A 20,344-nucleotide genomic window follows, 5' to 3' on the forward strand; every position below is an offset into this window, starting at 1 on the left:
TGGATCGCTGCGAGCACCATCAGCGGGTCGAAGCTTTCCACCATCACGAGCGTGCCGCCGTGCGTCAGCGTCGCGAGCACGCCCAAGACGAGCCCGAAGCAGTGGAAGAGCGGCACCGGCAGGCACAGCCGATCGGCCTCGGTGAACTTCTGGCGCTCGCCGATGAAAAAGCCGTTGTTGAGGATGTTGCGGTGGGTGAGCATGACCCCCTTCGGGAACCCCGTGGTCCCAGAGGTGTACTGCATGTTGATGACGTCGTCGTTGCGCGTCGAGGCGAGCGCGGAACGCAGCGCTGCATCGTCGCCGTGCTCGCCGAGCAGCAGAAGCTCTGGCATGGAGTAGAAGCCTCGGTGCTTCTCCGGCCCCAGGTAGATGAGCGACTTGAGCATCGGGAACTCCGCGCTCATCAGCCGTCCGCGCTCCTGCGTCCGCGACTCTGGAACGAGCTCGCGCAGGATCTGCACGTAGTCGACGTCGCGGAACGCATCGATGATCGCCAGCGCCTTCATGTCGCTTTGCTTGATGACGTACGCGAGCTCGTGCGACTTGTAGACGGGGTTCACCGTGACGAGCACCGCGCCGACCTTCGCAGTGGCGAACAGGAATGTCAGCCAGTCGGGCACGTTGCGGGCCCAGATGCCGACGTGGTCTCCCTTGCCGATGCCGATCGCGAGCAGCCCTTTGGCGAGCGCGTCCACCCGCTCGTTGAACTGGCGGTAGCTCCAGCGCAGGTCGCGGTCGGGATAGACGATGAAGTCCGCGTCGCCGCGCTCAGCGACCTTCTGCTCGAAGTACGCGCCTATGGTGAGCTCGGTGTGCAGGCCCATCGCTCCTCCTCTACAGCGGCGCGTAGACGACCGCGAGGATCCGCGCAGGGGCGTCGCCGGCGGCCCGCACCTCGTGCGGCACGATGGAGTCGTAGTAGATGCTGTCGCCCGGTCCGAGCCGGTGGACGTCCTTGCCGTACGCCACCTCGATCTCGCCGTCGAGCACGTAGATGAACTCCTCGCCCTCATGCTGAGAAGGCGCGTGCGATGCAACCGCCGCCGGATTGACGTCGATGACGAACGGCTCCATGTGACGCGAGGACTTGCCCGCCGCAAGCGAATAGAAGTCGAGCACGCCTGCGTCGCTTACGGTCTCCAGGCTCTTGAGCCGGGCGGTGCGCTCCGCGTCGGCCGCCCGGCATACCACCGGGCCGACGTTGGCGTCGTCGTCCAGCAGCGTCCCGAGCCTGACGCCGAGCGCACGCGTGATCTTGATGAGCGGCGCCAGCGACGGCGCGAGCTCGCCCGATTCGAGGCGCTCGATCACCGACACGTCGCATGCGGCGCGCTCTGCGAGCTCCTCGCGCGAGAGCCCGAGCGACTCGCGCACGGTCGCCATCTTCTTGCCGATACGGTCGTCTGCCATGCCACGCCCTCCGTCCCCGTGATGCGAGGCATGCGACGCACGTGGCATCCCAGCGTGCGCCGCATGCGGTTTCGTGCATGATACGACAAAGCGGGCAGGCGCGGGCGGACTACGGGACTTCCCGCCACTCCGCTTTCTCCCACACCGTGCCGACGACGTGCACGCCAGCGTCGGTGAACTCGACCTTCTGCACGTCGAGTCCCGGTATCCGTGCGAGCCGCCGGTTCACGACGTCGGCGAGAAAGCGCTCCCCCGCGTCGTAGTACTGCGCGGGGACCGTGATGCCTGCGACCTGCACCTCGCTGAAGTCGACGGACAGCGACCGCCCCGCAAGACCGCCGGTCCCGGCGACGTACACGGGCCAGTCACGTCCAGCGTACGAGACGACGGCCGACGCACGAGCCGAGCCCGGGCCGGTGATGTCGACCTGCATGCTCTTGATGGGCCAGTAGGAGGCGTCGTGGTTGAACGACATGAGGGCCGAGATCTCCGATTCGGTAAGGGTGACGTCGAGAGGCTTGCTGCCCTCGTAGACGCGCTCGTATCGCGTGCCGTCACTGGCAGGAGGGGTCTTCGGGAACTCGACGCCGATCTTCTTACACGCGCTGTCGAAATCCGCCTGCGTGCACGTAACGCCGAGGCCGCGCGGCTTCGAGACCTTCGCGAGCACCACCGCTCCGCCGATGACCACGAGCGCGACGATTCCTGCGAGCACACCGACCGCGGTCAGGCACCCGCGGCGCCTGGGCCGCGAGGGCGCCGGCGCTCCTTCAGAGGGACTTGTGGTTCCTGGTGCACCAGAGGGACTGTCCGCCTCCGCCATCGCTGCCTCCCCGCATCCGAGCGCCGTTTCGGGCAGCGTACCACACCCGGTGAGCGGACGTCCGAGCATGCAACAGGCCGGGCGGACCTTCGTCGCACCCGGCCTGAAGACGGCTGATGGCGGGATGTACGGGACTCGAACCCGCGACCTCTGGCTTGACAGGCCAGCGCTCTAACCAACTGAGCTAACACCCCACGCGCCCGTGCACGCACGGACAGCGAACGGATTGTAGCGAGCCGAGCGCGGCGTGTCTAGATGGGTGCTGACAGCGGCTTGCGCGCAGGCCCTACTTCGGCGCGCCAGGCACCGTTCCCGCTTCCGCGATGCTCTCGACGACGACCTCGGGGCCTGCCATGCGGATCGACGCGCCCTCGAAACGCCGGCCGACCGCGATGACGACGGAGCCTTCGAGCGCCTCGAGCGTGCGCTCCCACTCGTCGGCGTTCGCGATGACCGCCACGACCTTGTCCGCGCCTTGCTGCGTCCCAGCACCCTCGACGATCGCCCAGAACCCGCCTTCCAAGTCGATGCGAGCGAGCCGACCGAGCGCCTGGACGCGGCCGTCCGGAAGCCCGGTGAGCCCGGGCTCACGAGGAGATGGTACCGCCGGCGGCATCGCCGCAGGGGGCTCGAACGCTCCGCCACCTGCGCCGTCGTTGGCCGGCGTGCCCGCGACACATCCGGAGACGGCTGCGACGAGCGCTGCTGTGATGACGACCCACACGACATGCCTCACGGCCCTCGACCTCCTGCCTGCAAAGGGGAACCTACCCATCAGACGATCCGGCCTTATCTGCGGTTCTCTGAGGAGGACAGATGACGCGCATCCCCCGCTGCATGAGCACCCAGCACCCTGACAACGCCTCTGTTCCGTTCTTCTCCACTTCGCAGGTGCTCGCTGGCGAAGACGAGATCCGCGAGGCGTACTACGCGTACTCGCATCTCGGGTGCGACGAGCAGATGTGGGACGTGGAAGGCAAGGAGATCGACACGTTCGTCGTCAAGAAGCTCTTGAGCTACTTCGAGCCGTTCTTCCGGACACGCACGCTCGGCGAAGAGCTGCGGCTCACGCTGCGCGTACCGAACCCCGCCGTCGAGACCGCCGAGGCCAAAGTACTGCTCGAGACGCTGGAGAGCATCCCTCGGTCCTTCGACACGGCACGGTTGTTCTACGGCCGCGACGTCGCGCCGATCTTCGAGGTCATCCTGCCCATGACGACCTCCGCCGCCGAGATCGACCGGATCTTCCGCTACTACGCCGACTTCATCGTCAGACGCCAAGACCAGCCGGTGCGTCCGGGGGACATTACCGTGGCCGAGTGGATCGGACCCACCAAGCCAGAGCTCATCGAGGTCATCCCGCTGTTCGAGGACGTCGACGGGATGTTCAACGCTGCGCGTGTCGTGGAGGAGTACCTCCGTGACAAAGAGGTGGCCGACCAGCGCGTCTTCTTGGCGCGATCGGACACCGCCATGAACTTCGGGCTCGTCTCCGCTGCTCTCGCCAACAAGGTCGCGCTGCAGCAGCTCGGCGCGGTGGCCGAGCGTCTCGGCGTGCGCATACACCCGATCCTCGGCATGGGCTCGGCACCGTTCCGAGGCGGCCTGCGGCCCGATACCGCCGAGCGTGTCGGACGCGAGTACCCGAGCGTCGTGACCTTCACCATCCAATCGGCGTTCAAGTACGACTTCCCGCCGTCCGACGTGCAACGGGCGATCGAGCATCTGAAGTCTCGAGAGATAGGTCCGCCGACGCCTGTCGACGAACAGCGCGTCCTCGACATCATAGAGCGGTACAGCGCGACCTACCGCGAGCAGGTGACGGCGCTCGCACCGGCCATCAACCGCGTCGCGTCGTTCGTCCCGCGCAGACGCGCGCGCAAACTGCACGTGGGGCTGTTCGGATACGCGCGCCAGGTCGGCGGGGTCTCGCTGCCCCGCGCGATCTCGTTCACATGCGCCCTGTACTCGCTCGGAGTCCCGCCCGAGCTCCTCGGCCTCGACGCGCTGACCGCCGGGGACCTGGCCTTCGTGCGCGAGTCGTACCCGTCGTTCGACGCCAAGATGCGCGAAGCGCTCGCGCGCGCTGACCTCGGTTCGCCGTACTTCCCGGAGCCGATCCGGCGAGCGCTCGTCCGAGCGGGCTACGACGTCGAGCCCGACGAGGCGCACGGGAAGCTCGTGCGCCGCATCCGCGACGCGCTGGCAACAGGGCAGGACTCGATCGTCCCCGACCTCGTGGTGCAGGCAGCGCTGGTCCGCCGGTTCTTGGGGTGAGCGTCCACCCCGATGGTATCATGTGCCTGATCGGGGACGTTTGCCGGCCTCGACATCAGGGGTTGCTTGCCTGTCATCTCACAAGGTGATATATAGCAGGCTGATGTTGTCTATAAAGGAACAACAATGCCTGCCCGATGTTCTTCCGTGACGCTCGTCGCGCACTGCCTGCTGAACCCGACGACGAAGGTTCACGGGCTGGTCCGCCAAACAGGTAGGAGCCCGGCCCTTCGAGAGATGCTCGACGGGGAAACCGCACTCATCCAGCTGCCATGCCCCGAAGCGACGTATCTGGGCATGCAGCGATGGGGGATGACCTACGAGCAGTACGATACCCGAGCGTTCCGTCGGCACTGCGCCGAGATCCTTCGCCCCATCCTCGATACCCTGTCAGCGTTGAAGGCAGGTGGGGTGACGCTGAGCGAGGTCATCGGTGTGGATGGGAGCCCGAACTGCGGAGTCGCTCTGACGTGCCAGGGGTACTCAGGCGGCGAACCTGAGGACGTGTACGGCGCCGGGGGCACACCTCAGCATGCGAGGACGGTCGAGGGTTCGGGCGTCTTCTTCGAAGTCCTCGCGCAGATGCTTTCGGAAGCGGGCATCGAGGCACGGTTCATCGCGGTCCCAGAGGACTCCCTCTGATGATCGAACCAACGAGGCACACGAAAGGAGCTGGTATGGCACGGAGATTGCGCATCGTGACTGCGAGCACACTGGCCTTGCTGCTCATCGCGACCCTAGCCCTCGGCGGGTGCACCACAACGGCCGAGCAAGGCGGTGCGACGATCGGAGACGAGGAGGCTGCGAAGGACGCGTCGTTGCAGACGGTCAAGGAACGGGGCGAGATCATCGTCGGCCTGGCCCCCTTCTACGCCCCGTTCGAATCGACGAACGAGCAAACCAAGGAGATCGAGGGCTTCGACATCGATCTGATGAACGCCATCGTCGAGAAGATGGGCGTGAAGGCGACGTACCGGCCCGCAGAGTGGCAGGCGCTCTTGGGCGGGCTCGAGAAAGGCGACTATGACGTCATCTTCTCGGCTATGTCGAAGAAGGAGGCCGCGGAGGCGAACGTCGAGTTCTCCGACGTGTACTACCTTCTGCCGGACGTGATCATCGTCGCGAAAGGGAATCCCAAGGGCATCACGAGCAAAGACGACCTCAAAGACAAGATCGTCGGCGTCCAGCTTGGCTCAGGCAGCGAACAGCTTGCAGACGAGCTGAATCCGGAGATCGGCTTCAAGGGCCTCAAGAAGTACAAGCTCACACAGGACGCGATGAACGATCTGAAGGCCGGCAGGATCGATGCTGTCATCGCGGGCTACACTTTCGCGCTCGAGCAGGCGAAGGTCGACCCCAGTTTCGAGGTCTCGAGCGAACCTCTCGAGAGCGCCGAGCTGGTGGGGGTCTTCCGCAAAGGCTCCACCTCGCTCGTCGAGGCGTTCAATAAGGCGCTCGCGGAAGTCAAAGCCGACGGGACGTACGACGCTTTGGTCAAGAAGTGGCTCACCATCCAGCAGCAGTAGCGCGTTAGCGCCTCGTGAAGGAGGGCAGGGCTGCCGAGCAGGCAGCCCTGCTGCGCCTGGGAGGAACCGTGCGTAACGACCTACAGTGGAGGATCATCCTCAATTGGGTGCCCGAGCTTGGCGCCGCCGCGGTGCTCACCGTACGCATCACTGCGGTCTCGTTCGCAGTCGCCCTCCTCGTCGGACTGGCTGTCGGCATCATCCGAAGCAGGCCGCATCGGCTCACTGTCGTCGTCGCTGCATACGTGGAGCTCTTCCGAGGGACGCCGCTCTTGGTCCAGCTGTTCTTCATCTACTACGGCTTGGCCCAGATAGGTATCGTCATGGAGGCTATGACCGCTGCGGTCCTCGGCCTCGGCTTGAATGGCGGCGCGTACATCTCTGAGATCGTCCGCGGTGCGCTGGCGGGCATCGATCGCGGCCAGTATGACGCCGCACACGCCCTCGGAATGACCCGCTGGCTGACACTCACGAGCGTCATCCTTCCGCAAGCGCTCCGAACAGCCACGCCGCCCTTGGTGAACACATTCTCATCGATGCTCAAAGACACCTCATTAGTATCGCTCCTCGCGATCACGGAGATGATGAACATCGCGAACCAGGTCTACTCGCGTACGTTCCGCGCGTTCGAGATCTTCGCGGTCGTGGCGCTCGTGTACTTCGTCCTGACGTTCGCATTCTCGCTGCTGAGCAGGCTTCTCGAACGACGGCTTGCACTCGGCCGAGCGTGATCGAGGGCCGCCCTACTCGCCGAAGCCTTCCCACAGGGGCGTCGAGAGGTACCGCTCGCCGGTGGACGGTGCGACGGTGACCACCACGGTTCCGCGAAGCGCCGGGTCTGCTGCCACGCGGAGCGCTGCAACGACGTTGGCGCCGGAGCTGATGCCGACGAGCAGGCCCTCCTCGCGCGCAAGCCTGCGGGCCATCGCGATCGCCTCGGCAGTGGTGACGTGCTCCACCGAGTCGATGAGCCCGAGATCGAGGACGCTCGGCACGAAGTTCGCGCCGATGCCCTGGATGCCGTGCGGTCCCGGCGTCTCGCGCTCGCCGCGCAGCCGCTGGGCGATGATCGGCGACTCGGCGGGCTCCACGGCCACGATCCGGGCTCCCATGCCTGCGTCGCGCAGGTAGCGGCCCACTCCCGTGATGGTCCCGCCCGTCCCGACGCCGGCGACGAACGCACCGAGCGTCAGGCCGTCGAGGGCGGACTCGATCTCCGGGCCGGTCGTGCGGTAGTGCGCCTCGGGATTCGCTGGGTTGTCGAACTGCCGCGTGAGGAACGCGTCCGGCGTCGCTGCCGCGATGCGCTCGGCCTCCTCGACGGCGCCCGCCATCCCTCGCTCCCGCGGCGTGAGCACGAGCTCGGCGCCGTACGCCGCCAGCAGCTTTCGGCGCTCGACCGACATGCTCTCGGGCATCGTGAGGACCACGCGGTAGCCGCGCGCAGCGCCGACCATCGCGAGCGCGATGCCCGTGTTGCCGGACGTCGGCTCGACGATGACGGAGCGGCCTGGCCGCAGCAGCCCGCGCTCCTCGGCGTCACGCACCATGTTCCAGCCGATGCGGTCTTTCACCGACCCGCCAGGGTTGCGCGACTCGAGCTTCACGGCCACCGCAGCAGGCAGCCCGTCTGCCAGCCGCTGCAGCCGCACGAGCGGGGTCCGGCCGATCGTCGAGACCACGGAGTCCTTCACGCTGATCATCGGTCCCACCTCTCCAGCACGCCGCCGCCGATGACGACGTCGCCCTCGTACAGCACCACCGACTGCCCGGGGGCAGTCGTCTCGCAGGCATCTTCCAGCTCGACAACGATGCGGCTGCCATCGTACCGCGCCTCGCACGCCGCAGGCCGCGCGCGATAGCGCTGCACCGCGAAGCACCGGACGGCGGCGCCCGTCGGCCGCCACACTGCGTCAGAGAGCACGAACCGCCGAGCGAGCAGCGATGCAGACGCCCCAACGATGACTGCGTTGCGCTCTGCATCGATGGCGACGACGCGCCAGGGGCCGCCTGGGCCCCCGATGCCGATGCCCTTGCGCTGCCCGACGGTGTAGCGCGCGATACCCGCGTGCGCCCCGACGACCGTGCCGTCGCTCGTCTCGATAGGCCCGGGGCGCAGCGCCTCGGGACGCAGCCGCGCCACGAGCGCGACGTGGTCGTCGGCGAAGCAGACCTCCTGGCTCTCGTCGCGTGCCGCAACAGGCAGCCCGGCGCGTGCGGCGATCCTTCGCACCTCGCCCTTCGTGAGGTTCCCGAGCGGGAACCGCACGCGCGCAAGCGTCGCCGCATCGAGCCGGTACAGGAAGTACGACTGGTCCTTGGCCGCATCGGCGCCGCGCGCGATCGACGGCCGCCCGTCAGGGCCCGTGACGACGCGCGCGTAGTGGCCGGTGGCGACCTCGTCGCACCCGAGCGCGTCGGCCCGCTCGATGAGCGCCGCGAACTTCACACGCTCGTTGCACACGACGCACGGGTTCGGCGTCCGTCCACCGGCGTACGCCGCAGCGAACGGCTCCACCACCTCGGCGGCGAAGATGTCTGCCACGTCCACCGTGACGTGCTGGATGCCGAGCTCGCCGGCGACGCGCCGCGCCTCGATCGCCGCTTCCTCGCCGCAGCACTGCCGGCCGTGCAGCTTTGCGATACCGAGCCGCAGCGTCGCTCCGACCACGTCGTGCCCCTGCTCGAGGAGCAGCAGCGCCGCCACCGCCGAATCGACCCCGCCGCTCATACCGACGAGCACGCGTGCCATGGCGCGACTACACCTCGCACTCGTCGTCGGCACCGTGCGGGTCGAAGTCCGGGTCCTCGGACAGGATCTTCCCGCCGATCGGATCGCGGCCGGCGCGCACGAGGTAGTCGTCGATCGCCCGCTTGAGCCCATCGGTCGCAAGCACGCTGCAGTGCATCTTCGCAGGGGGCAGGCCGCCGAGCTCGTCCGCGACCTGCTGCTTGGTGATGGCGGCCGCCTCCGCAAGCGTCATGCCCTTGGCCATCTCCGTCACGATGGAGCTCGTCGCGATGGCAGCACCGCACCCGAGCGTCTGGAACTTGATGTCCTCGATGCGGTCGTCGGCGACTTTGATGGTGATCTTCATGACGTCCCCGCACACGGGATTGCCGACTTCCCCCACGCCGTCAGCGTCCTCGATAACGCCGACATTGCGTGGGTTCGCGAAGTGCTCCATCACCTTTTCGCTGTACATGCCGCTCCTCCGTCACGCGCCGCGCGTGAGCGCAGCGATCGTCTTCTCGTACAGTGGGTTCATCTTGCGCAGCTTCTCGACGATCGGAACGAGCGCGTCTGCGAACGCGTCCACGTCCGCTTCCGTGCTCCACCGTCCAAGGCTCACGCGCAGCGAGCCGTGCGCGAGCTCGGGCGGCAGCCCGATCGACAGCAGGACGTGGCTCGGCTTGAGCGAGCCGGAGCTGCACGCCGACCCCGTCGACACCGCGAAGCCCGCGGCGTCCAGGTGCAGCAGCATCGCTTCGCCTTCGCAGCCAGGGATGATGAAGTTGGCGATGTGCGGCAGCCGCTCAGGCGCGTCGGCCGCGTTCAGGCGGGCGTGCTCGATGCGCGACAGCACCTGCTCGACGAGCCGGTCGCGAAGCGCAGCAAGCCTCGGTGCCTCGCGAGGCCGCTCCTCGTCCATGATCTCGAGCGCAGCCGCGAACGCCACGGCCCCGGCCACGTTCTGCGTGCCGCTCCGCCTGCGGGACTCCTGCCCGCCGCCCAGCATCTGCGGCGCGAACGGCGTTCCCCGCTTGAGGTAGAGCACGCCGACGCCTTTCGGCGCGTAGATCTTGTGGCCCGAGAAGCTCATCGCGTCGAGGCCGAGCGCCTGCACGTCGACGTCCACCTTGCCGAGCGTCTGCGCCGCGTCAGCGTGGAACGCCGCCTTGTGCGCGTGCGCGACCTTCGCCAGTTCGGCGATCGGCTGAAGCGTGCCGATCTCGTTGTTGCCGTGCATGATCGACACGAGCACGGTGTCGTCGCGCATCACCGCCTCGAGGTCCTCCGGGTACACCGTCCCGTCCGGGCGCGGCTCGAGCTCGGTGACCGTGAACCCGCGCTTCGCGAGCGCATGCGCCGGCTCGAGCACTGCGTGGTGCTCGAACGCGCTCACCACGACATGTCCGCTGCTGCGGCCGTTCGCCGTCGCGATGCCGATGATCGCCGCATTGTCCGACTCGGTGCCGCAGCCCGTGAAGATGACCTCGCTTGCGGCAGCCGCGTTGATGCTGCGCGCGACCCGCTCGCGCGCGTCCTCGAGCGCAGCGTGCGCCTCACGCCCGAGGCGGTACAGGCTGTTGGGGTTGCCGAAGCGCTCGGTGAGGTACGGCAGCATCGCCTCCACGACGCGCGGATCCACCGGCGTCGTCGCGGAGTAGTCGAGGTACGTCACGCCTTCCATCCGTCTCATCCCTTCCTGTGCATGTCGTGGTCTGCGAGTTCCGCCAGGGTGAACGACGCGAGCGCGTCGCGCATCGCGGCGGTGACCCGGTCCCAGACCGGCATGGCCGGACATTCGCCGCTCACGGGACACACGGGCGCGTCGCAGGTCGTGGGACGCACCGGCCCTTCGACCGCTTCCACGACGTCGAGCGCCGTCACGTGCTCGGCCGGTCGAGCAAGCAGGAACCCTCCGCGTGCGCCCCGCACCGCCTGCACGATGCCGTCGCGCTTGAGGGCGGTGAACACCTGCTCGAGGAACGGCTCTGGCAGCCCGCGGCTTTCCGCGATCCGCCTGAGGCTCACCGGGCGCCCGTCGCCGCTTTCCGCAAGCTCGATGAGCGCAAGCAGCGCGTACTCGGACTTCGTGGTGATCTGCACGGCCGTCTGCTCCTATTTCCGACAAACTCTACCGGATATAACGGAACATACGCCGTCGGGGCCGGTCCGTCAAGCAGGGCCGCACGTGCGCTTCGGGCTCACACCCCGAGATCGAGCTGGCCTCCCGCCGCACCGCTGCCCCCGTACGGCTCGACGTGCAGCATGCTCGCGAGCTCACGCGCGTTGCGTGGCGCGTAGTCGTGCTTGCAGTTGTTGAACATCACCCAGGTGACGTTCGTCTGCTGAGCGAGGTCCCGGACGCGGGGCGCCCATTCGGCGAGCTCCTCTGACGTGTACAGGTAGTCGAAGCGGTCGGCGGCGGATCCCGTGCGCGCGAAGTACGTCTCGCGGTTCCGGCCGTGCATGCGAACGTACGCCCAGTCGCTCGTGGCTGCGGTCACCGGCGGCATGGTCGAGGCATCGGCGAACTGCGGCGCGTCCACGCTCACGTACGAAAGACCGCGGTCCGCCAAGAAGCGCATCGTCTGCGCGTGCTGCCGACCGGTCAGCCACGACGGATGCCGGAACTCGACGAGCACGCGGTGCGGCGCGAGCGCGGCGGCCGCATACTCGATGTAGGCGAGGTTCTCGTGCGCGTGCGCGCGGTCGGTGGCCGTCACCCACGGGGGGAACTGCAGCAGCACGCCGCCCATCTTGCCGGCAGACCCGAGCGGCTCGAGGAACGCTCGGAACTCCTCGAACGCCGCATCGAGAAGCTCCGGCGAGGCGTCGCGCACTCTCCCGCGCACGTCGACGTGCGTGACGAGCTCGCGCAACTCCGGCGACAAGCGCTCTTCCTCCACCGAGTGCCGTGTGAGCAGCCCGAACGCCTTGACGTGGAAGGCGAAACCGGGGGGCGTCCGCTCCGCCCAGGCCTGCGCGACGCTCGGGCGGGGGATGCCGTAGAACGGCGAGTCGGCCTCGACGGTGTCGAACCTCGCCGCGTAGTACCGCAGGCGCTGCTCGGAGGTCCGCACGGCCGGCGGATACCACGCCGCCACCATCGTCTTGTCGGTCCACGAGCAGGTGCCGATGCGGACAGATCCCACGAGGCCTCCTCTCGGTGCAGAGGATACCCGCCGAACGCTCAGTCGCGGTCGAACTCGAGAAGCGCGCGGTGGTCGCGCTCGTAATCGGTAAGCGTCAGCGGCGTGGGCGGCGCATGGTACGGCCAGTCCCAGACCACCTCGGTCGCGCGCGGGAACTGCTCGCGCACGAACCGCTGCGTCGTCGCGAAGTCGAGCAGCGGGTCGTACCGCGACATGCCGAACAGGCACGGCGCGTCGAACGGCCCTGCAAGGTCGGAGGAAGGCGTCGTGAGCACCTCGCGGACCTGCGCGAGGAAGACGTCGAGGGTCGAGGCCGAGAAGCCTCGCAGGCGCTCGGACAGGTCGGCCGAGGTCTCGAAGCCGCCCACGGTGCGCATATACCAGTCGACGACCGCCACCGTGGCGGGGTTCCGCAACACCGCGAGCATCCCGCGGCGAGCGAACTCCGGCTCGAGCGCGGCGACGGTCGCGCGTAGCATGACCGTCTCAGCCGCGGAGCGCTTGAGGGCCTCGCTGCCGACGAAGGGCGACAGGAGCGCGATGCGCCGCACGCGCTCGCGTGCCGCCTGGAGCGCACGCAGTGCAAGCAGCCCGCCGAAGGAGAAGCCGACGAGCGTGAAGGTCTCGGCCCCGAACGCGTCGGCGACCTCCAGAACCGTTCGGGCGACCAGCCGGCTCGAAAAAGGCTCCTCGTAGGCGACGCTGCCTCCGTGGCCGGGAAGCTCGAAGAACACCGCGTGGAACCGTCGGCCCAAGAAGCGCGTCATCGCCTCCCAGTCCTCGACGAGCGATATGGTGGCCGGGACGACGATCGCGAGCTCGCCCGAGCCGGCGGCCCCGACGCGAAGCTGGGTGCTCGGAAGCGAAAGGGAGAGCACCTTAAGCGGCGGCGCCTCAGCGGCCAGCAAGGTACTCAATGAGCGCCGCCCTCTCATCGGCCGTGAGGCGCGCCCCTTTGCCGATCATGCGGTCGATGGTCCGCGCCCACCCTTCGGCGTCGTGTGACGCCGCATCGATGCGCGAACGGTCGTGGCACTTCGTGCACCGAGACACGACGATCTGCTCTGGCGTCTCTGCGCCACCTGCATCGGGCGTAGCCGCGGGTTCCGACCCGCAGCCCGCTGCAAGCGCTGCGCACAGGGCAGCCGTGGCTGTCAGGGCGAGCGCGTGCTTTGCTCGTACCTCGGTTCGTCTCATGTCTCGCTCGATTCGTCGGTTGCGGTGCCTGCACACTGTATCGTACCCGGCTCAGCCGCGCGCGCGTTCGGACGACAATCCGCTAGGATGGTGCAGCACGCACCGACACGAGGAGAGACCATGGCGTCCGGCGAATCCAAGACCGCAGTCGTTGCCGCGATCATCGGCAACCTCGTCATCGCAGCAAGCAAGTTCGTGGCGGCTGCGATCACCGGCTCCTCGGCGATGATCGCCGAAGGCATCCACTCGCTCGTCGACACCGGCAACGGCGCGCTTCTGCTGCTCGGCATCAAGCAGTCTGCGCGCCCCGCGGACCAGGAGCACCCGTTCGGGTACGGCAAGTCGCTCTACTTCTGGAGCCTGATCGTGGCGATGAGCATCTTCGGCATCGGCGGCGGGATGTCCGTGTACGAAGGCATCACGCACATCCAGCACCCGAGCCCGCTTGAGAACCCTGCCTGGAACTACGCCGTGCTCGCCTTCGCGTTCGCCGTCGAGGCGACTTCGTTCCGCGTCGCCGTCCGAGAATTCAACAAGGCGCGCAAGGGGGCGCGCCCGCTCGAGTTCATCCGTTCGTCGAAAGACCCGAGCCTCTACACGGTGGTCTTCGAAGACTCTGCTGCGATGCTCGGCTTGGTGGTGGCGTTCCTCGGCGTCTTCTTCGGACATCTGCTCGAGAACCCCTACTTCGACGGCGCGGCGTCGATCGTCATCGGCCTCATCCTGATGGGCGTGGCGTGGCTTCTCGCAGCAGAGACGCACGGGCTGCTGCTGGGCGAAGGCGCCGACCCCGCGCTCACGCGCCGCCTCACCGAGATCATCGCGTCAGACGAGGCGGTCGAGCGCGTCACCGAACTCCTGACGATGTACATGGGACCGCACGACCTGCTCGTGAACGTCGGCGTCCAGTTCCGGCGCGGCATCCACGCCGAGGCCGTCCACCGGGCGATCCACCGCATCGAAGAACGGCTGCAGGCGGAGCACCCCGAGATCAAGCGGGTCTACGTGGAGGTCGACTCGCTGCCGAAAGGCGAGTGAGGCACCGGGCGACGCGCGAGCGGGCCACGCACGCGGGTCGCCCAGACGAACAGGAGGTCTACCGTGTCGCACAAACGTCCGACCGTCGCATTCATCGGCACCGGGGTGATGGGCGCAGCCATGGCCCGGCACCTGCTCGACGCGGGGTACCCGCTCGTCGTGTTCAACCGGACGAAGGCGAAGGCCGAGCCGCTGCTCGACGCGGGCGCCATCTGGGCCGGAAGCGCGGGCGAAGCGGCTTCGATGGCTGACGTCACCATCACGATGGTGGGCTACCCGCGCGACGTCGAGGAGGTCTACCTCGCGCCGGGCGGCATCATCGACCAGGCGCCAGACGGCGCGCTCCTCGTCGACATGACGACGTCGACGCCGACGCTCGCGGTGCGCATCGCCGAGGCCGCCGCGGCTCGCGGACTGGCGGCGCTCGACGCGCCGGTGTCCGGGGGCGACGTCGGCGCTCGCAACGCGACGCTTACCATCATGGTCGGCGGCGATGCGGCCGCTTACGAGCGTGCGCTACCGCTGTTCGAGGTGATGGGCAAGACGGTCACCTTGATGGGCGGACCGGGCGCCGGGCAGCACACGAAGATGGCGAACCAGATCGGCATCGCCGGCACGATGCTCGGGCTCATCGAGGCGCTCCAGTACGCGAAGGCCGCGGGGCTCGACCTCGCACGCGTGCACGCGGCGCTCTCCGGCGGCGGCGCGAACTCGTGGTCGTGGGGCGCGTACGGCCCGCGCATCCTCGCAGGCGACTTCGCTCCGGGCTTCTACGTGAAGCACTTCGTGAAGGACCTGCGCATCGCGCTCGACGAGGCGCGGACGCTCGGCCTTGCGCTGCCAGGGCTCGGCCTGGCGGAGCGCCTGTACGCGCGGCTGCACGAATCAGGCGGCGCGGAGCTTGGAACGCACGCGCTGTGGCTCCTCTACGAGCGCGGCGAGCAGGCAGCGCCCGTCGATCACGCTGGCGACTGATCGGCTCTCGCGTCGAACGCCCCCGCCTCGGACCGGACGCGCGCCTGCTCCACCAGCCGCATGACCTCGGCGATGGTCTCCTCGTGCCGGGCACCGTGGCGCCGGAGCCGATCGGCGTGCGCCACGATGAGACGGGTCTCGTGAAGCCCGAGCTTGCTGAAGTGCACGCTCTCCCACTCGTCGCGCGCAAGCGTCGCCCACAGCTCGCCTGCGATGTAGGCCATGTTCGCCACGTCGTCGCGGCTGAGCAGATGCCAGTCCGCCTTCAACCCGTGCCGCCACCGTTCGAGCGACCGCTCCACTGCGCGCTGCTTGTTCACGTGGTAGCGTCGTCTGCCGAGCGACTCGTCGTCGGTTCGGATGCGTTCGTCGAGCATACGTTCCCCCTTGACGTTCCGGAACAGTCCCCCCTCGGCGGTCATGTTCGCCGGACGCTCGCGAGCGCCTGCAAACATGAGGAAGCCTGTGAGAGGCTGAGCCTGGGTTGGCCGGTTCGAACGGCGCGCGGGCGAGGCAGCCGCATGAGCGGCTCACGCGTTCTGCTGAAGGACCCGCTCGACGAACCGGACGAAACGTCGTGCGACGTGTGTGGATGCCTCGGCGGCGTCTTCCGAGAAATCCCCGTGGTAGTCTGCGTTCTCGCGAAGCACACGGGCGCGCTCGATGCCGATTGCGAGCTCGCGGCCCTCATCAGTTGCTGCGTACAGGTCGCGAAACGCCACGAGCAAGCAGTAGTGGCTCTTCTCGGCGTAGCCGGCATGGAGGACAGCTGCGCGCGCAGCGTGGAACATGGCGTAGTACGCAGTTATGGTCGCGCGTTTGACCATGCCGAGCTCAAGCAGCCTTTCTGCATCCTCCAGATCGGAACGGGCGGCATGGAGTTCTCTGCGAACGACGTCGGCGCCGACATCCCGCAGCGGTTTCAGCCCACCACGTTTGAGACACTTCTCAAACTCGCTCATGGCCGCCTCCAGATGACCGTGCCTCGCGCGACGGCCGCCGCGAAGCTCCCGCCCTCAGCGATCAGGCGCATGTGCTCACCCGATGTCATCACCACTGGCTGAAGCCACTGATGGCGCGCAAGCTCCTGAAGCACCGCATCCTTGTCCTCGGCGACCACAAGAAGATCGATGTCGCTGCCTCGGCGATCATCGCCCGTGGCAGAGCTGCCATAGAGCACTGCAAGCACGACCTTGTGGCGAACCGGATAAAGGGCGATACGCGCGCGGCGGATAGAGCGCGCCGCTTTCAGAGCCTTGATGAGCGCGTCCTCCCCGTCGACCCAGTACAGTCGCGACCGACCGATTCGACGGTCCTGAACCAGACCCTGCGTTACGAGCGAGCGCAGCGCGACATGTGCGGTCGCGCGCGGGAGGTCGAGCGAGGCACGGACATCGGACTCGGTGAGCTCTTCGCCACCGGAATCCAGCAACAGCCCGAGAACCCGCTCTTGAACCGTCGGGTTTTCAGTCGTTCTGAACGTGAGTTCATTCAGGATAGATATATGTTCACTCTGAGTAGACATGTAGCCATCATATACGTCTCATCCTGGCCAGGCAACCAGGGCGCTTCCCCCTCGACTCCGAGCGCGCACTGATGACCCTCTCTCGAGCCTCCCGATTGCCGACCCGCGTGTCGCTCCTGGCCCCACGCCCAGCCCCGCAGCCGACCGAGCGATGGTGGGCGGTGAGGGATTCGAACCCCCGGCTTCCTCCTTGTAAGGGAGGCACTCTCCCGCTGAGTTAACCGCCCACGCCGTGCACGCCCTGCATTCTAGCAGGGCTCGCAGACCAGAACGAAAGGCGCCCCGCGTGAGCGAGGCGCCCTGCATGGTCTGGTGCCCCCAAGGGAATTCGAATCCCTGTTGCCGCCTTGAAAGGGCGGAGTCCTTGGCCGCTAGACGATGGGGGCCCGTATGCTCGTGGTGGGCCGTGCAGGTCTCGAACCTGCGACCTTGGGATTAAAAGTCCCCTGCTCTGCCAGCTGAGCTAACGGCCCGCGACCTGGACCGGACCTCCGGCCCGAAGCGCAAAGGGTAGTCTAGCGACTGGTGTGCTCGCGGTCAAACGGGCGCGGACGGCGCACGCGCGAGAAACGCGCGGCAGCTCCGGCGTGAAGCGGTACCATTGTTGCGCGAAGGAGGAACCATGACCGTCCTTGGAGCATCGCTCGAACAGATCGGCCTGCTCGCCGCGCACGTCGCCGGGGGCGCCGCAGCAGGCGTCGTGCTGCAGGCTGTGGGGAGCCGCACGCTCAAGTCGCTCGCCACGAAGGCCGCACGCACCGGAGCACCGATCGTCGCCGGGCTGCGCGGGATGCCCGCGTGGTGGCTCGGCATCGCGGCCGGGCTGCTCCGCCTTCGCGCAGAGCCGCTCGCTCCCGCCGCTGACGCGCTCTTCTCGCGGCTGCTGCTCGTCGCAGGCGGGATCACGCTCACCGTCGCAGCGACGCGCGTCGCGGTCGGCCTTGTGCGCGAGTACGTCCAGTCGCCGGACGGGCCGCTTCCGTCCACGAGCATCTTCGTCAACCTCACGCGCATCGGCGTGGTGGCCTTGGGCGCGCTGCTCGTGCTGAACGCGCTCGGCATCTCGGTGACGCCCGTCCTCACCGCGCTCGGCGTCGGCGGCCTGGCCGTCGCGCTCGCGCTGCAAGACACGCTCTCGAACCTCTTCGCGGGACTCCAGCTGCTCGCATCTCGCCAGATCCGCCCTGGCGACCACATCACGCTCGACACGGGGCAGGAAGGCGTCGTCCAGGACGTCACCTGGCGGTACACGACGCTCCTCGCGCAAGGCGGCAATCTCGTCGTCATGCCCAACGCCAAGCTCGCGCAGTCCATCGTCACCAACCACGCGCTGCCCGAGCAGCCGCTGAGCGTTCCGGTGGAGTTCACGGTGGCGTACGGAAGCGACCTCGACCTCGTCGAACGCGTGGCGTCAGACGTGGCGGCGGCCACGGTGGCCGACCTCGCGCCTGCGCTTGCCGACTACGAGCCTGCTGTCCGCTTCCGTGCCCTGGAGGACTCCGGGATCGGCGTGACGGTCGTCCTCCGCTCGCCCACCTACGCAGACCAGTTCGCGATACGCAGCGAGTTCATCAAGCGCGTGACCGCAGCATTCGCCGAGCACGGCATCGTCATCCCGTACCCGCACCTCGTCGTCGTGAAGTGAGCCCGCCCGCTACTTCGTCTTGAACCTGCTGATGGCCGCGATGAGACGCTCCGTCTCCGCGTCCACGGCGCTCGCGGATTCCGCGAGCTGTTCGGCTGCCGCGGCCGTCTCGTGCGAGCTCACGCTCACCTGCTGCATCGCCTGAACGACCTGGTCGGCGGCGCGGTCCTGCTGCGCGGCCGCTTCTGCGATCTGCTTCGCTGCGAGCGTGGTGTCTTCCATCTGGCGCACGATCTGGTCGAACGCCTCGCGCGATGCGTGGCTCTCGCCGGCTGCCTGCTCCGTGAGCGTCGCTTGGACCTCCGCGAGCTGCTCCAGGCGCCGGATGGCGGCTTCGATGTTCGTCACGAGCTCGTCGATGTGGCCCGCCGACTCGTTGACCGACTCTGCAAGCCCGCGGATCTCGGACGAGACGACCGCGAAGCCCTTGCCCGCCTCGCCGGCACGCGCCGCCTCGATAGCCGCATTGAGCGCGAGGATCTTCGTGCGACCCGCGATGTTGGTGATGATGGCGGTCATCTCCTCGATGTCGCTCGTCACGGAAGCCATCGCAGAAGCCGCTTCTGCCATCTCGCGAGCCTTCGCGGCCACCTCGTCCATCGCGCGCGCCGTCCCTACGACGTGCTTGGCGCCGTCTTGCGCCGACTCGAGCGCGTCTTCGGCGATCCCGAGCACGTGCTTCGCGCCTGCCGTGACCGATTCGAAGCTGCGCACGAGCTCTTCGAGAGCGGCAGTGGACTGGGCCACGGACGACGCTTGCATCGACGAGTGCTCCGCGGACGCTCGCGACGCCGCAGCGATCTCGCCCGCAACGGCGCGAAGCTGCATCACGGCGCTCTCGACCTGGGAGATGATGGTGCGCAGGCCCTTCGTCATCTCGTTGAACGAGCCTGCGAGCTGTTCCACCTCACGGTAGCCCGCCGATGGGACCTGCACGGTGAGGTCGCCGGTGGCGACGCGGCTCGCGGCCTGTTGCATCGCGCTCAGAGGACGGCCCACCGCCCTGCTCACGTTGTACGCAAGGAGCACCACGACGACGATCGCGAGCAGGGCGACGCCGCCCATCGCGAGCGCGTAGGAGCGCGTGGTCCGCACGTATGGCGACTTGTCGACGCCGACGTACAGCATTCCGACGACGTCGCCTGCGCTGTTCTTCAGCGGCTCGTACACGGTGATGTACGTCTTGTTCACGACGAACGCGTCGCCCCGGTACGTCTGCCGCTCCGAGAGCGTCTTCTTGCGCACCGCGTCGGACACGGCGGTCCCGATCGCGCGCTCCCCGGCGGCGTTGCGCACGGTGGTCGCGATCCGCACGCCACGCTGGAAGAGCGTCGCCGTCCCCCCGACCTTCGCAGTCACAGAATCGACGAGGTCGAAGTCCTTCACGAGCGTTCGGACCGCCACCACGCGACGGTCGCCTGCCGGGACCACCGCCACGACCGACAGCGCGCCTTCGTTCTCTCCCGGAACCACGGTGCCGTTGGGCGTCTCTTTCATCGGCACTTCGAGCGAGCCCCGAAGCCCGAGCTTCTCGAGCTCGCTTCCAGGAACGATCTCGATCGACACCGTCGGTTCGCTGGAAGAGAGCCCTCGGACGAGGTAGTTCCACGATGTCGTGAACGGCTGCGTGGCCATGCTCGTGCCCGCCACGGTGCCATCGGGCTCGATGACCGCCGCGTAGGTCAGTCCGAGCGGCCCGGACTGCCTCGAGAGCGCAACGCCGAGCGCGCCGTGCGCCCCATTCTCGCTCTGCGAGATCGCGGGGTCCTGCGCGATGACCCGCGCCGCCGACTCCACCGACCGCATGCGCTCGGCCAGGATGTCGCGCGCCACCTGGATGTGCAGGTCTGCGGCCTGCTGGCCCTGCTCCTCCATGACGCGCGAGAACCGCTGGGCCCCGAAGAGCCCTGCCGCTGCCAGTACGACCACCACAGCCGGGACGAGGCTTGCAAGCAGCCGGGACCGGAACGAGAGCTTCATTGCGAGCGTCCTTTCGCGAGACCGTTCGAGGCCCACACGACGAACTGTAATACCCGTCGGGG

The 20,344-nt window shown here is 67.8% G+C and carries 23 protein-coding genes and 4 tRNA genes; 7 read left to right on the plus strand and 20 right to left on the minus strand.

Translation table 11 applies throughout. The features are described from left to right. The 5 genes from MX659_RS00005 to MX659_RS00025 form a co-directional block, all read right to left on the minus strand. Nucleotides 1-827: AMP-binding protein (locus MX659_RS00005; RefSeq protein ID WP_267191443.1), on the minus strand; the 827-nt coding region annotated here is incomplete at its 3' end. A 10-nt stretch (nucleotides 828-837) separates the two neighbouring features. Next, on the minus strand, nucleotides 838-1,413 hold the full coding sequence (locus tag MX659_RS00010) for a cupin domain-containing protein (protein ID WP_267191444.1): 576 nt from the start codon (nucleotides 1,411-1,413) through the stop codon (nucleotides 838-840). Nucleotides 1,414-1,522: 109 nt separating this feature from the next. After that, nucleotides 1,523-2,128, minus strand: a complete 606-nt coding sequence (locus MX659_RS00015) for a hypothetical protein (RefSeq protein WP_267191445.1) — start codon at nucleotides 2,126-2,128, stop codon at nucleotides 1,523-1,525. A gap of 225 nt (nucleotides 2,129-2,353) precedes the next feature. Continuing rightward, nucleotides 2,354-2,430: transfer RNA gene (locus MX659_RS00020), tRNA-Asp, on the minus strand. A gap of 92 nt (nucleotides 2,431-2,522) precedes the next feature. Next, nucleotides 2,523-2,972 (minus strand): hypothetical protein, encoded by a 450-nt coding sequence (locus MX659_RS00025; protein WP_267191446.1) that lies wholly within the window; start codon nucleotides 2,970-2,972, stop codon nucleotides 2,523-2,525. Between the two features lie 80 nt (nucleotides 2,973-3,052). Here MX659_RS00025 and ppcA point away from each other — a divergent pair, with 80 nt between their 5' ends. The 4 genes from ppcA (at nucleotide 3,053) to MX659_RS00045 (ending at nucleotide 6,770) form a co-directional block, all read left to right on the plus strand. Continuing rightward, nucleotides 3,053-4,513, plus strand: a complete 1,461-nt coding sequence (gene ppcA / locus MX659_RS00030) for a phosphoenolpyruvate carboxylase (RefSeq protein ID WP_267191447.1) — start codon at nucleotides 3,053-3,055, stop codon at nucleotides 4,511-4,513. 126 nt (nucleotides 4,514-4,639) lie between these two features. Beyond that, the gene (locus MX659_RS00035) at nucleotides 4,640-5,155 is read left to right on the plus strand and encodes a CD3072 family TudS-related putative desulfidase (protein ID WP_267191448.1); all 516 of its coding nucleotides are present in this window, start codon (nucleotides 4,640-4,642) and stop codon (nucleotides 5,153-5,155) included. Nucleotides 5,156-5,190: 35 nt separating this feature from the next. Further along, nucleotides 5,191-6,039 (plus strand): substrate-binding periplasmic protein, encoded by an 849-nt coding sequence (locus tag MX659_RS00040; protein WP_267191449.1) that lies wholly within the window; start codon nucleotides 5,191-5,193, stop codon nucleotides 6,037-6,039. 68 nt (nucleotides 6,040-6,107) lie between these two features. Further along, entirely contained in the window at nucleotides 6,108-6,770 is a 663-nt protein-coding gene (locus MX659_RS00045) for an amino acid ABC transporter permease (RefSeq protein WP_267191450.1), read from the plus strand. Nucleotides 6,771-6,782: 12 nt separating this feature from the next. On the opposite strand, the gene cysK is transcribed toward MX659_RS00045, so the two are convergent. The 8 genes from cysK to MX659_RS00085 form a co-directional block, all read right to left on the minus strand. Next, complete coding sequence (cysK, locus tag MX659_RS00050; RefSeq protein ID WP_323745431.1) at nucleotides 6,783-7,742, minus strand: cysteine synthase A; 960 nt, start codon at nucleotides 7,740-7,742, stop codon at nucleotides 6,783-6,785. Then, complete coding sequence (gene mnmA, locus MX659_RS00055; protein ID WP_267191451.1) at nucleotides 7,739-8,791, minus strand: tRNA 2-thiouridine(34) synthase MnmA; 1,053 nt, start codon at nucleotides 8,789-8,791, stop codon at nucleotides 7,739-7,741. Before mnmA ends, cysK begins: the two co-directional genes overlap by 4 nt. 7 nt (nucleotides 8,792-8,798) lie before the next feature. Further along, the gene (gene nifU / locus MX659_RS00060) at nucleotides 8,799-9,245 is read right to left on the minus strand and encodes a Fe-S cluster assembly scaffold protein NifU (protein ID WP_267191452.1); all 447 of its coding nucleotides are present in this window, start codon (nucleotides 9,243-9,245) and stop codon (nucleotides 8,799-8,801) included. A gap of 12 nt (nucleotides 9,246-9,257) precedes the next feature. Beyond that, the gene (locus tag MX659_RS00065; RefSeq protein WP_267191453.1) at nucleotides 9,258-10,463 is read right to left on the minus strand and encodes a cysteine desulfurase family protein; all 1,206 of its coding nucleotides are present in this window, start codon (nucleotides 10,461-10,463) and stop codon (nucleotides 9,258-9,260) included. Continuing rightward, a complete protein-coding gene (locus MX659_RS00070; RefSeq protein WP_267191454.1) occupies nucleotides 10,460-10,873 on the minus strand; it encodes an RrF2 family transcriptional regulator in 414 nt (137 codons plus the stop codon). Before MX659_RS00070 ends, MX659_RS00065 begins: the two co-directional genes overlap by 4 nt. Nucleotides 10,874-10,971: 98 nt before the next feature. Further along, nucleotides 10,972-11,922 (minus strand): DUF72 domain-containing protein, encoded by a 951-nt coding sequence (locus tag MX659_RS00075; RefSeq protein WP_267191455.1) that lies wholly within the window; start codon nucleotides 11,920-11,922, stop codon nucleotides 10,972-10,974. 38 nt (nucleotides 11,923-11,960) lie between these two features. Next, complete coding sequence (locus tag MX659_RS00080) at nucleotides 11,961-12,839, minus strand: alpha/beta fold hydrolase (protein WP_267191456.1); 879 nt, start codon at nucleotides 12,837-12,839, stop codon at nucleotides 11,961-11,963. Continuing rightward, on the minus strand, nucleotides 12,817-13,119 hold the full coding sequence (locus tag MX659_RS00085; protein WP_267191457.1) for a hypothetical protein: 303 nt from the start codon (nucleotides 13,117-13,119) through the stop codon (nucleotides 12,817-12,819). Before MX659_RS00085 ends, MX659_RS00080 begins: the two co-directional genes overlap by 23 nt. Nucleotides 13,120-13,239: 120 nt before the next feature. On the opposite strand from MX659_RS00085, the gene MX659_RS00090 reads away from it, so the two are divergent. Beyond that, complete coding sequence (locus MX659_RS00090; protein WP_267191458.1) at nucleotides 13,240-14,157, plus strand: cation diffusion facilitator family transporter; 918 nt, start codon at nucleotides 13,240-13,242, stop codon at nucleotides 14,155-14,157. Nucleotides 14,158-14,220: 63 nt separating this feature from the next. Then, nucleotides 14,221-15,132 (plus strand): NAD(P)-dependent oxidoreductase, encoded by a 912-nt coding sequence (locus MX659_RS00095; RefSeq protein ID WP_267191459.1) that lies wholly within the window; start codon nucleotides 14,221-14,223, stop codon nucleotides 15,130-15,132. On the opposite strand, the gene MX659_RS00100 is transcribed toward MX659_RS00095, so the two are convergent. The 6 genes from MX659_RS00100 to MX659_RS00125 form a co-directional block, all read right to left on the minus strand. Next, nucleotides 15,117-15,509 (minus strand): hypothetical protein, encoded by a 393-nt coding sequence (locus tag MX659_RS00100; protein ID WP_267191460.1) that lies wholly within the window; start codon nucleotides 15,507-15,509, stop codon nucleotides 15,117-15,119. The two genes, MX659_RS00095 and MX659_RS00100, sit on opposite strands and share 16 nt — an antisense overlap. Before the next feature lie 153 nt (nucleotides 15,510-15,662). Next, complete coding sequence (locus MX659_RS00105; RefSeq protein WP_267191461.1) at nucleotides 15,663-16,094, minus strand: HEPN domain-containing protein; 432 nt, start codon at nucleotides 16,092-16,094, stop codon at nucleotides 15,663-15,665. Continuing rightward, nucleotides 16,091-16,564, minus strand: coding sequence for a nucleotidyltransferase domain-containing protein (locus tag MX659_RS00110; protein WP_267191462.1), 474 nt, complete (start codon nucleotides 16,562-16,564; stop codon nucleotides 16,091-16,093). Before MX659_RS00110 ends, MX659_RS00105 begins: the two co-directional genes overlap by 4 nt. A 245-nt stretch (nucleotides 16,565-16,809) precedes the next feature. Beyond that, nucleotides 16,810-16,884: transfer RNA gene (locus MX659_RS00115), tRNA-Val, on the minus strand. Between the two features lie 83 nt (nucleotides 16,885-16,967). Further along, a tRNA-Glu gene (locus MX659_RS00120) sits at nucleotides 16,968-17,043 on the minus strand. Nucleotides 17,044-17,054: 11 nt separating this feature from the next. After that, nucleotides 17,055-17,130 (minus strand) — tRNA-Lys (locus MX659_RS00125). A 149-nt stretch (nucleotides 17,131-17,279) separates the two neighbouring features. Here MX659_RS00125 and MX659_RS00130 point away from each other — a divergent pair. Continuing rightward, a complete protein-coding gene (locus MX659_RS00130) occupies nucleotides 17,280-18,302 on the plus strand; it encodes a mechanosensitive ion channel family protein (protein ID WP_267191463.1) in 1,023 nt (340 codons plus the stop codon). 9 nt (nucleotides 18,303-18,311) lie between these two features. On the opposite strand, the gene MX659_RS00135 is transcribed toward MX659_RS00130, so the two are convergent. Beyond that, nucleotides 18,312-20,282, minus strand: a complete 1,971-nt coding sequence (locus MX659_RS00135) for a methyl-accepting chemotaxis protein (RefSeq protein ID WP_267191464.1) — start codon at nucleotides 20,280-20,282, stop codon at nucleotides 18,312-18,314. Between the last annotated feature and the right edge of the window lie 62 nt (nucleotides 20,283-20,344).

The sequence above is a fragment of the Parvivirga hydrogeniphila genome (genome assembly GCF_023371205.1).
In the GTDB taxonomy this organism is placed as follows: domain Bacteria; phylum Actinomycetota; class Coriobacteriia; order Anaerosomatales; family Anaerosomataceae; genus Parvivirga; species Parvivirga hydrogeniphila.

Excerpts from the sequence above, each read along its gene's own strand:
- MX659_RS00090 (WP_267191458.1), top strand. The coding sequence starts at position 13,240 with ATGGCGTCCGGCGAATCCAAGACCGCAGTCGTTGCCGCGATCATCGGC.
- nifU (WP_267191452.1), bottom strand. The coding sequence starts at position 9,245 with ATGTACAGCGAAAAGGTGATGGAGCACTTCGCGAACCCACGCAATGTC.
- ppcA (WP_267191447.1), top strand. The coding sequence starts at position 3,053 with ATGACGCGCATCCCCCGCTGCATGAGCACCCAGCACCCTGACAACGCC.
- MX659_RS00035 (WP_267191448.1), top strand. The coding sequence starts at position 4,640 with ATGCCTGCCCGATGTTCTTCCGTGACGCTCGTCGCGCACTGCCTGCTG.
- mnmA (WP_267191451.1), bottom strand. The coding sequence starts at position 8,791 with ATGGCACGCGTGCTCGTCGGTATGAGCGGCGGGGTCGATTCGGCGGTG.
- MX659_RS00130 (WP_267191463.1), top strand. The coding sequence starts at position 17,280 with ATGACCGTCCTTGGAGCATCGCTCGAACAGATCGGCCTGCTCGCCGCG.
- MX659_RS00040 (WP_267191449.1), top strand. The coding sequence starts at position 5,191 with ATGGCACGGAGATTGCGCATCGTGACTGCGAGCACACTGGCCTTGCTG.
- MX659_RS00100 (WP_267191460.1), bottom strand. The coding sequence starts at position 15,509 with ATGCTCGACGAACGCATCCGAACCGACGACGAGTCGCTCGGCAGACGA.
- MX659_RS00010 (WP_267191444.1), bottom strand. The coding sequence starts at position 1,413 with ATGGCAGACGACCGTATCGGCAAGAAGATGGCGACCGTGCGCGAGTCG.
- cysK (WP_323745431.1), bottom strand. The coding sequence starts at position 7,742 with ATGATCAGCGTGAAGGACTCCGTGGTCTCGACGATCGGCCGGACCCCG.
- MX659_RS00135 (WP_267191464.1), bottom strand. The coding sequence starts at position 20,282 with ATGAAGCTCTCGTTCCGGTCCCGGCTGCTTGCAAGCCTCGTCCCGGCT.
- MX659_RS00085 (WP_267191457.1), bottom strand. The coding sequence starts at position 13,119 with ATGAGACGAACCGAGGTACGAGCAAAGCACGCGCTCGCCCTGACAGCC.
- MX659_RS00065 (WP_267191453.1), bottom strand. The coding sequence starts at position 10,463 with ATGAGACGGATGGAAGGCGTGACGTACCTCGACTACTCCGCGACGACG.
- MX659_RS00105 (WP_267191461.1), bottom strand. The coding sequence starts at position 16,094 with ATGAGCGAGTTTGAGAAGTGTCTCAAACGTGGTGGGCTGAAACCGCTG.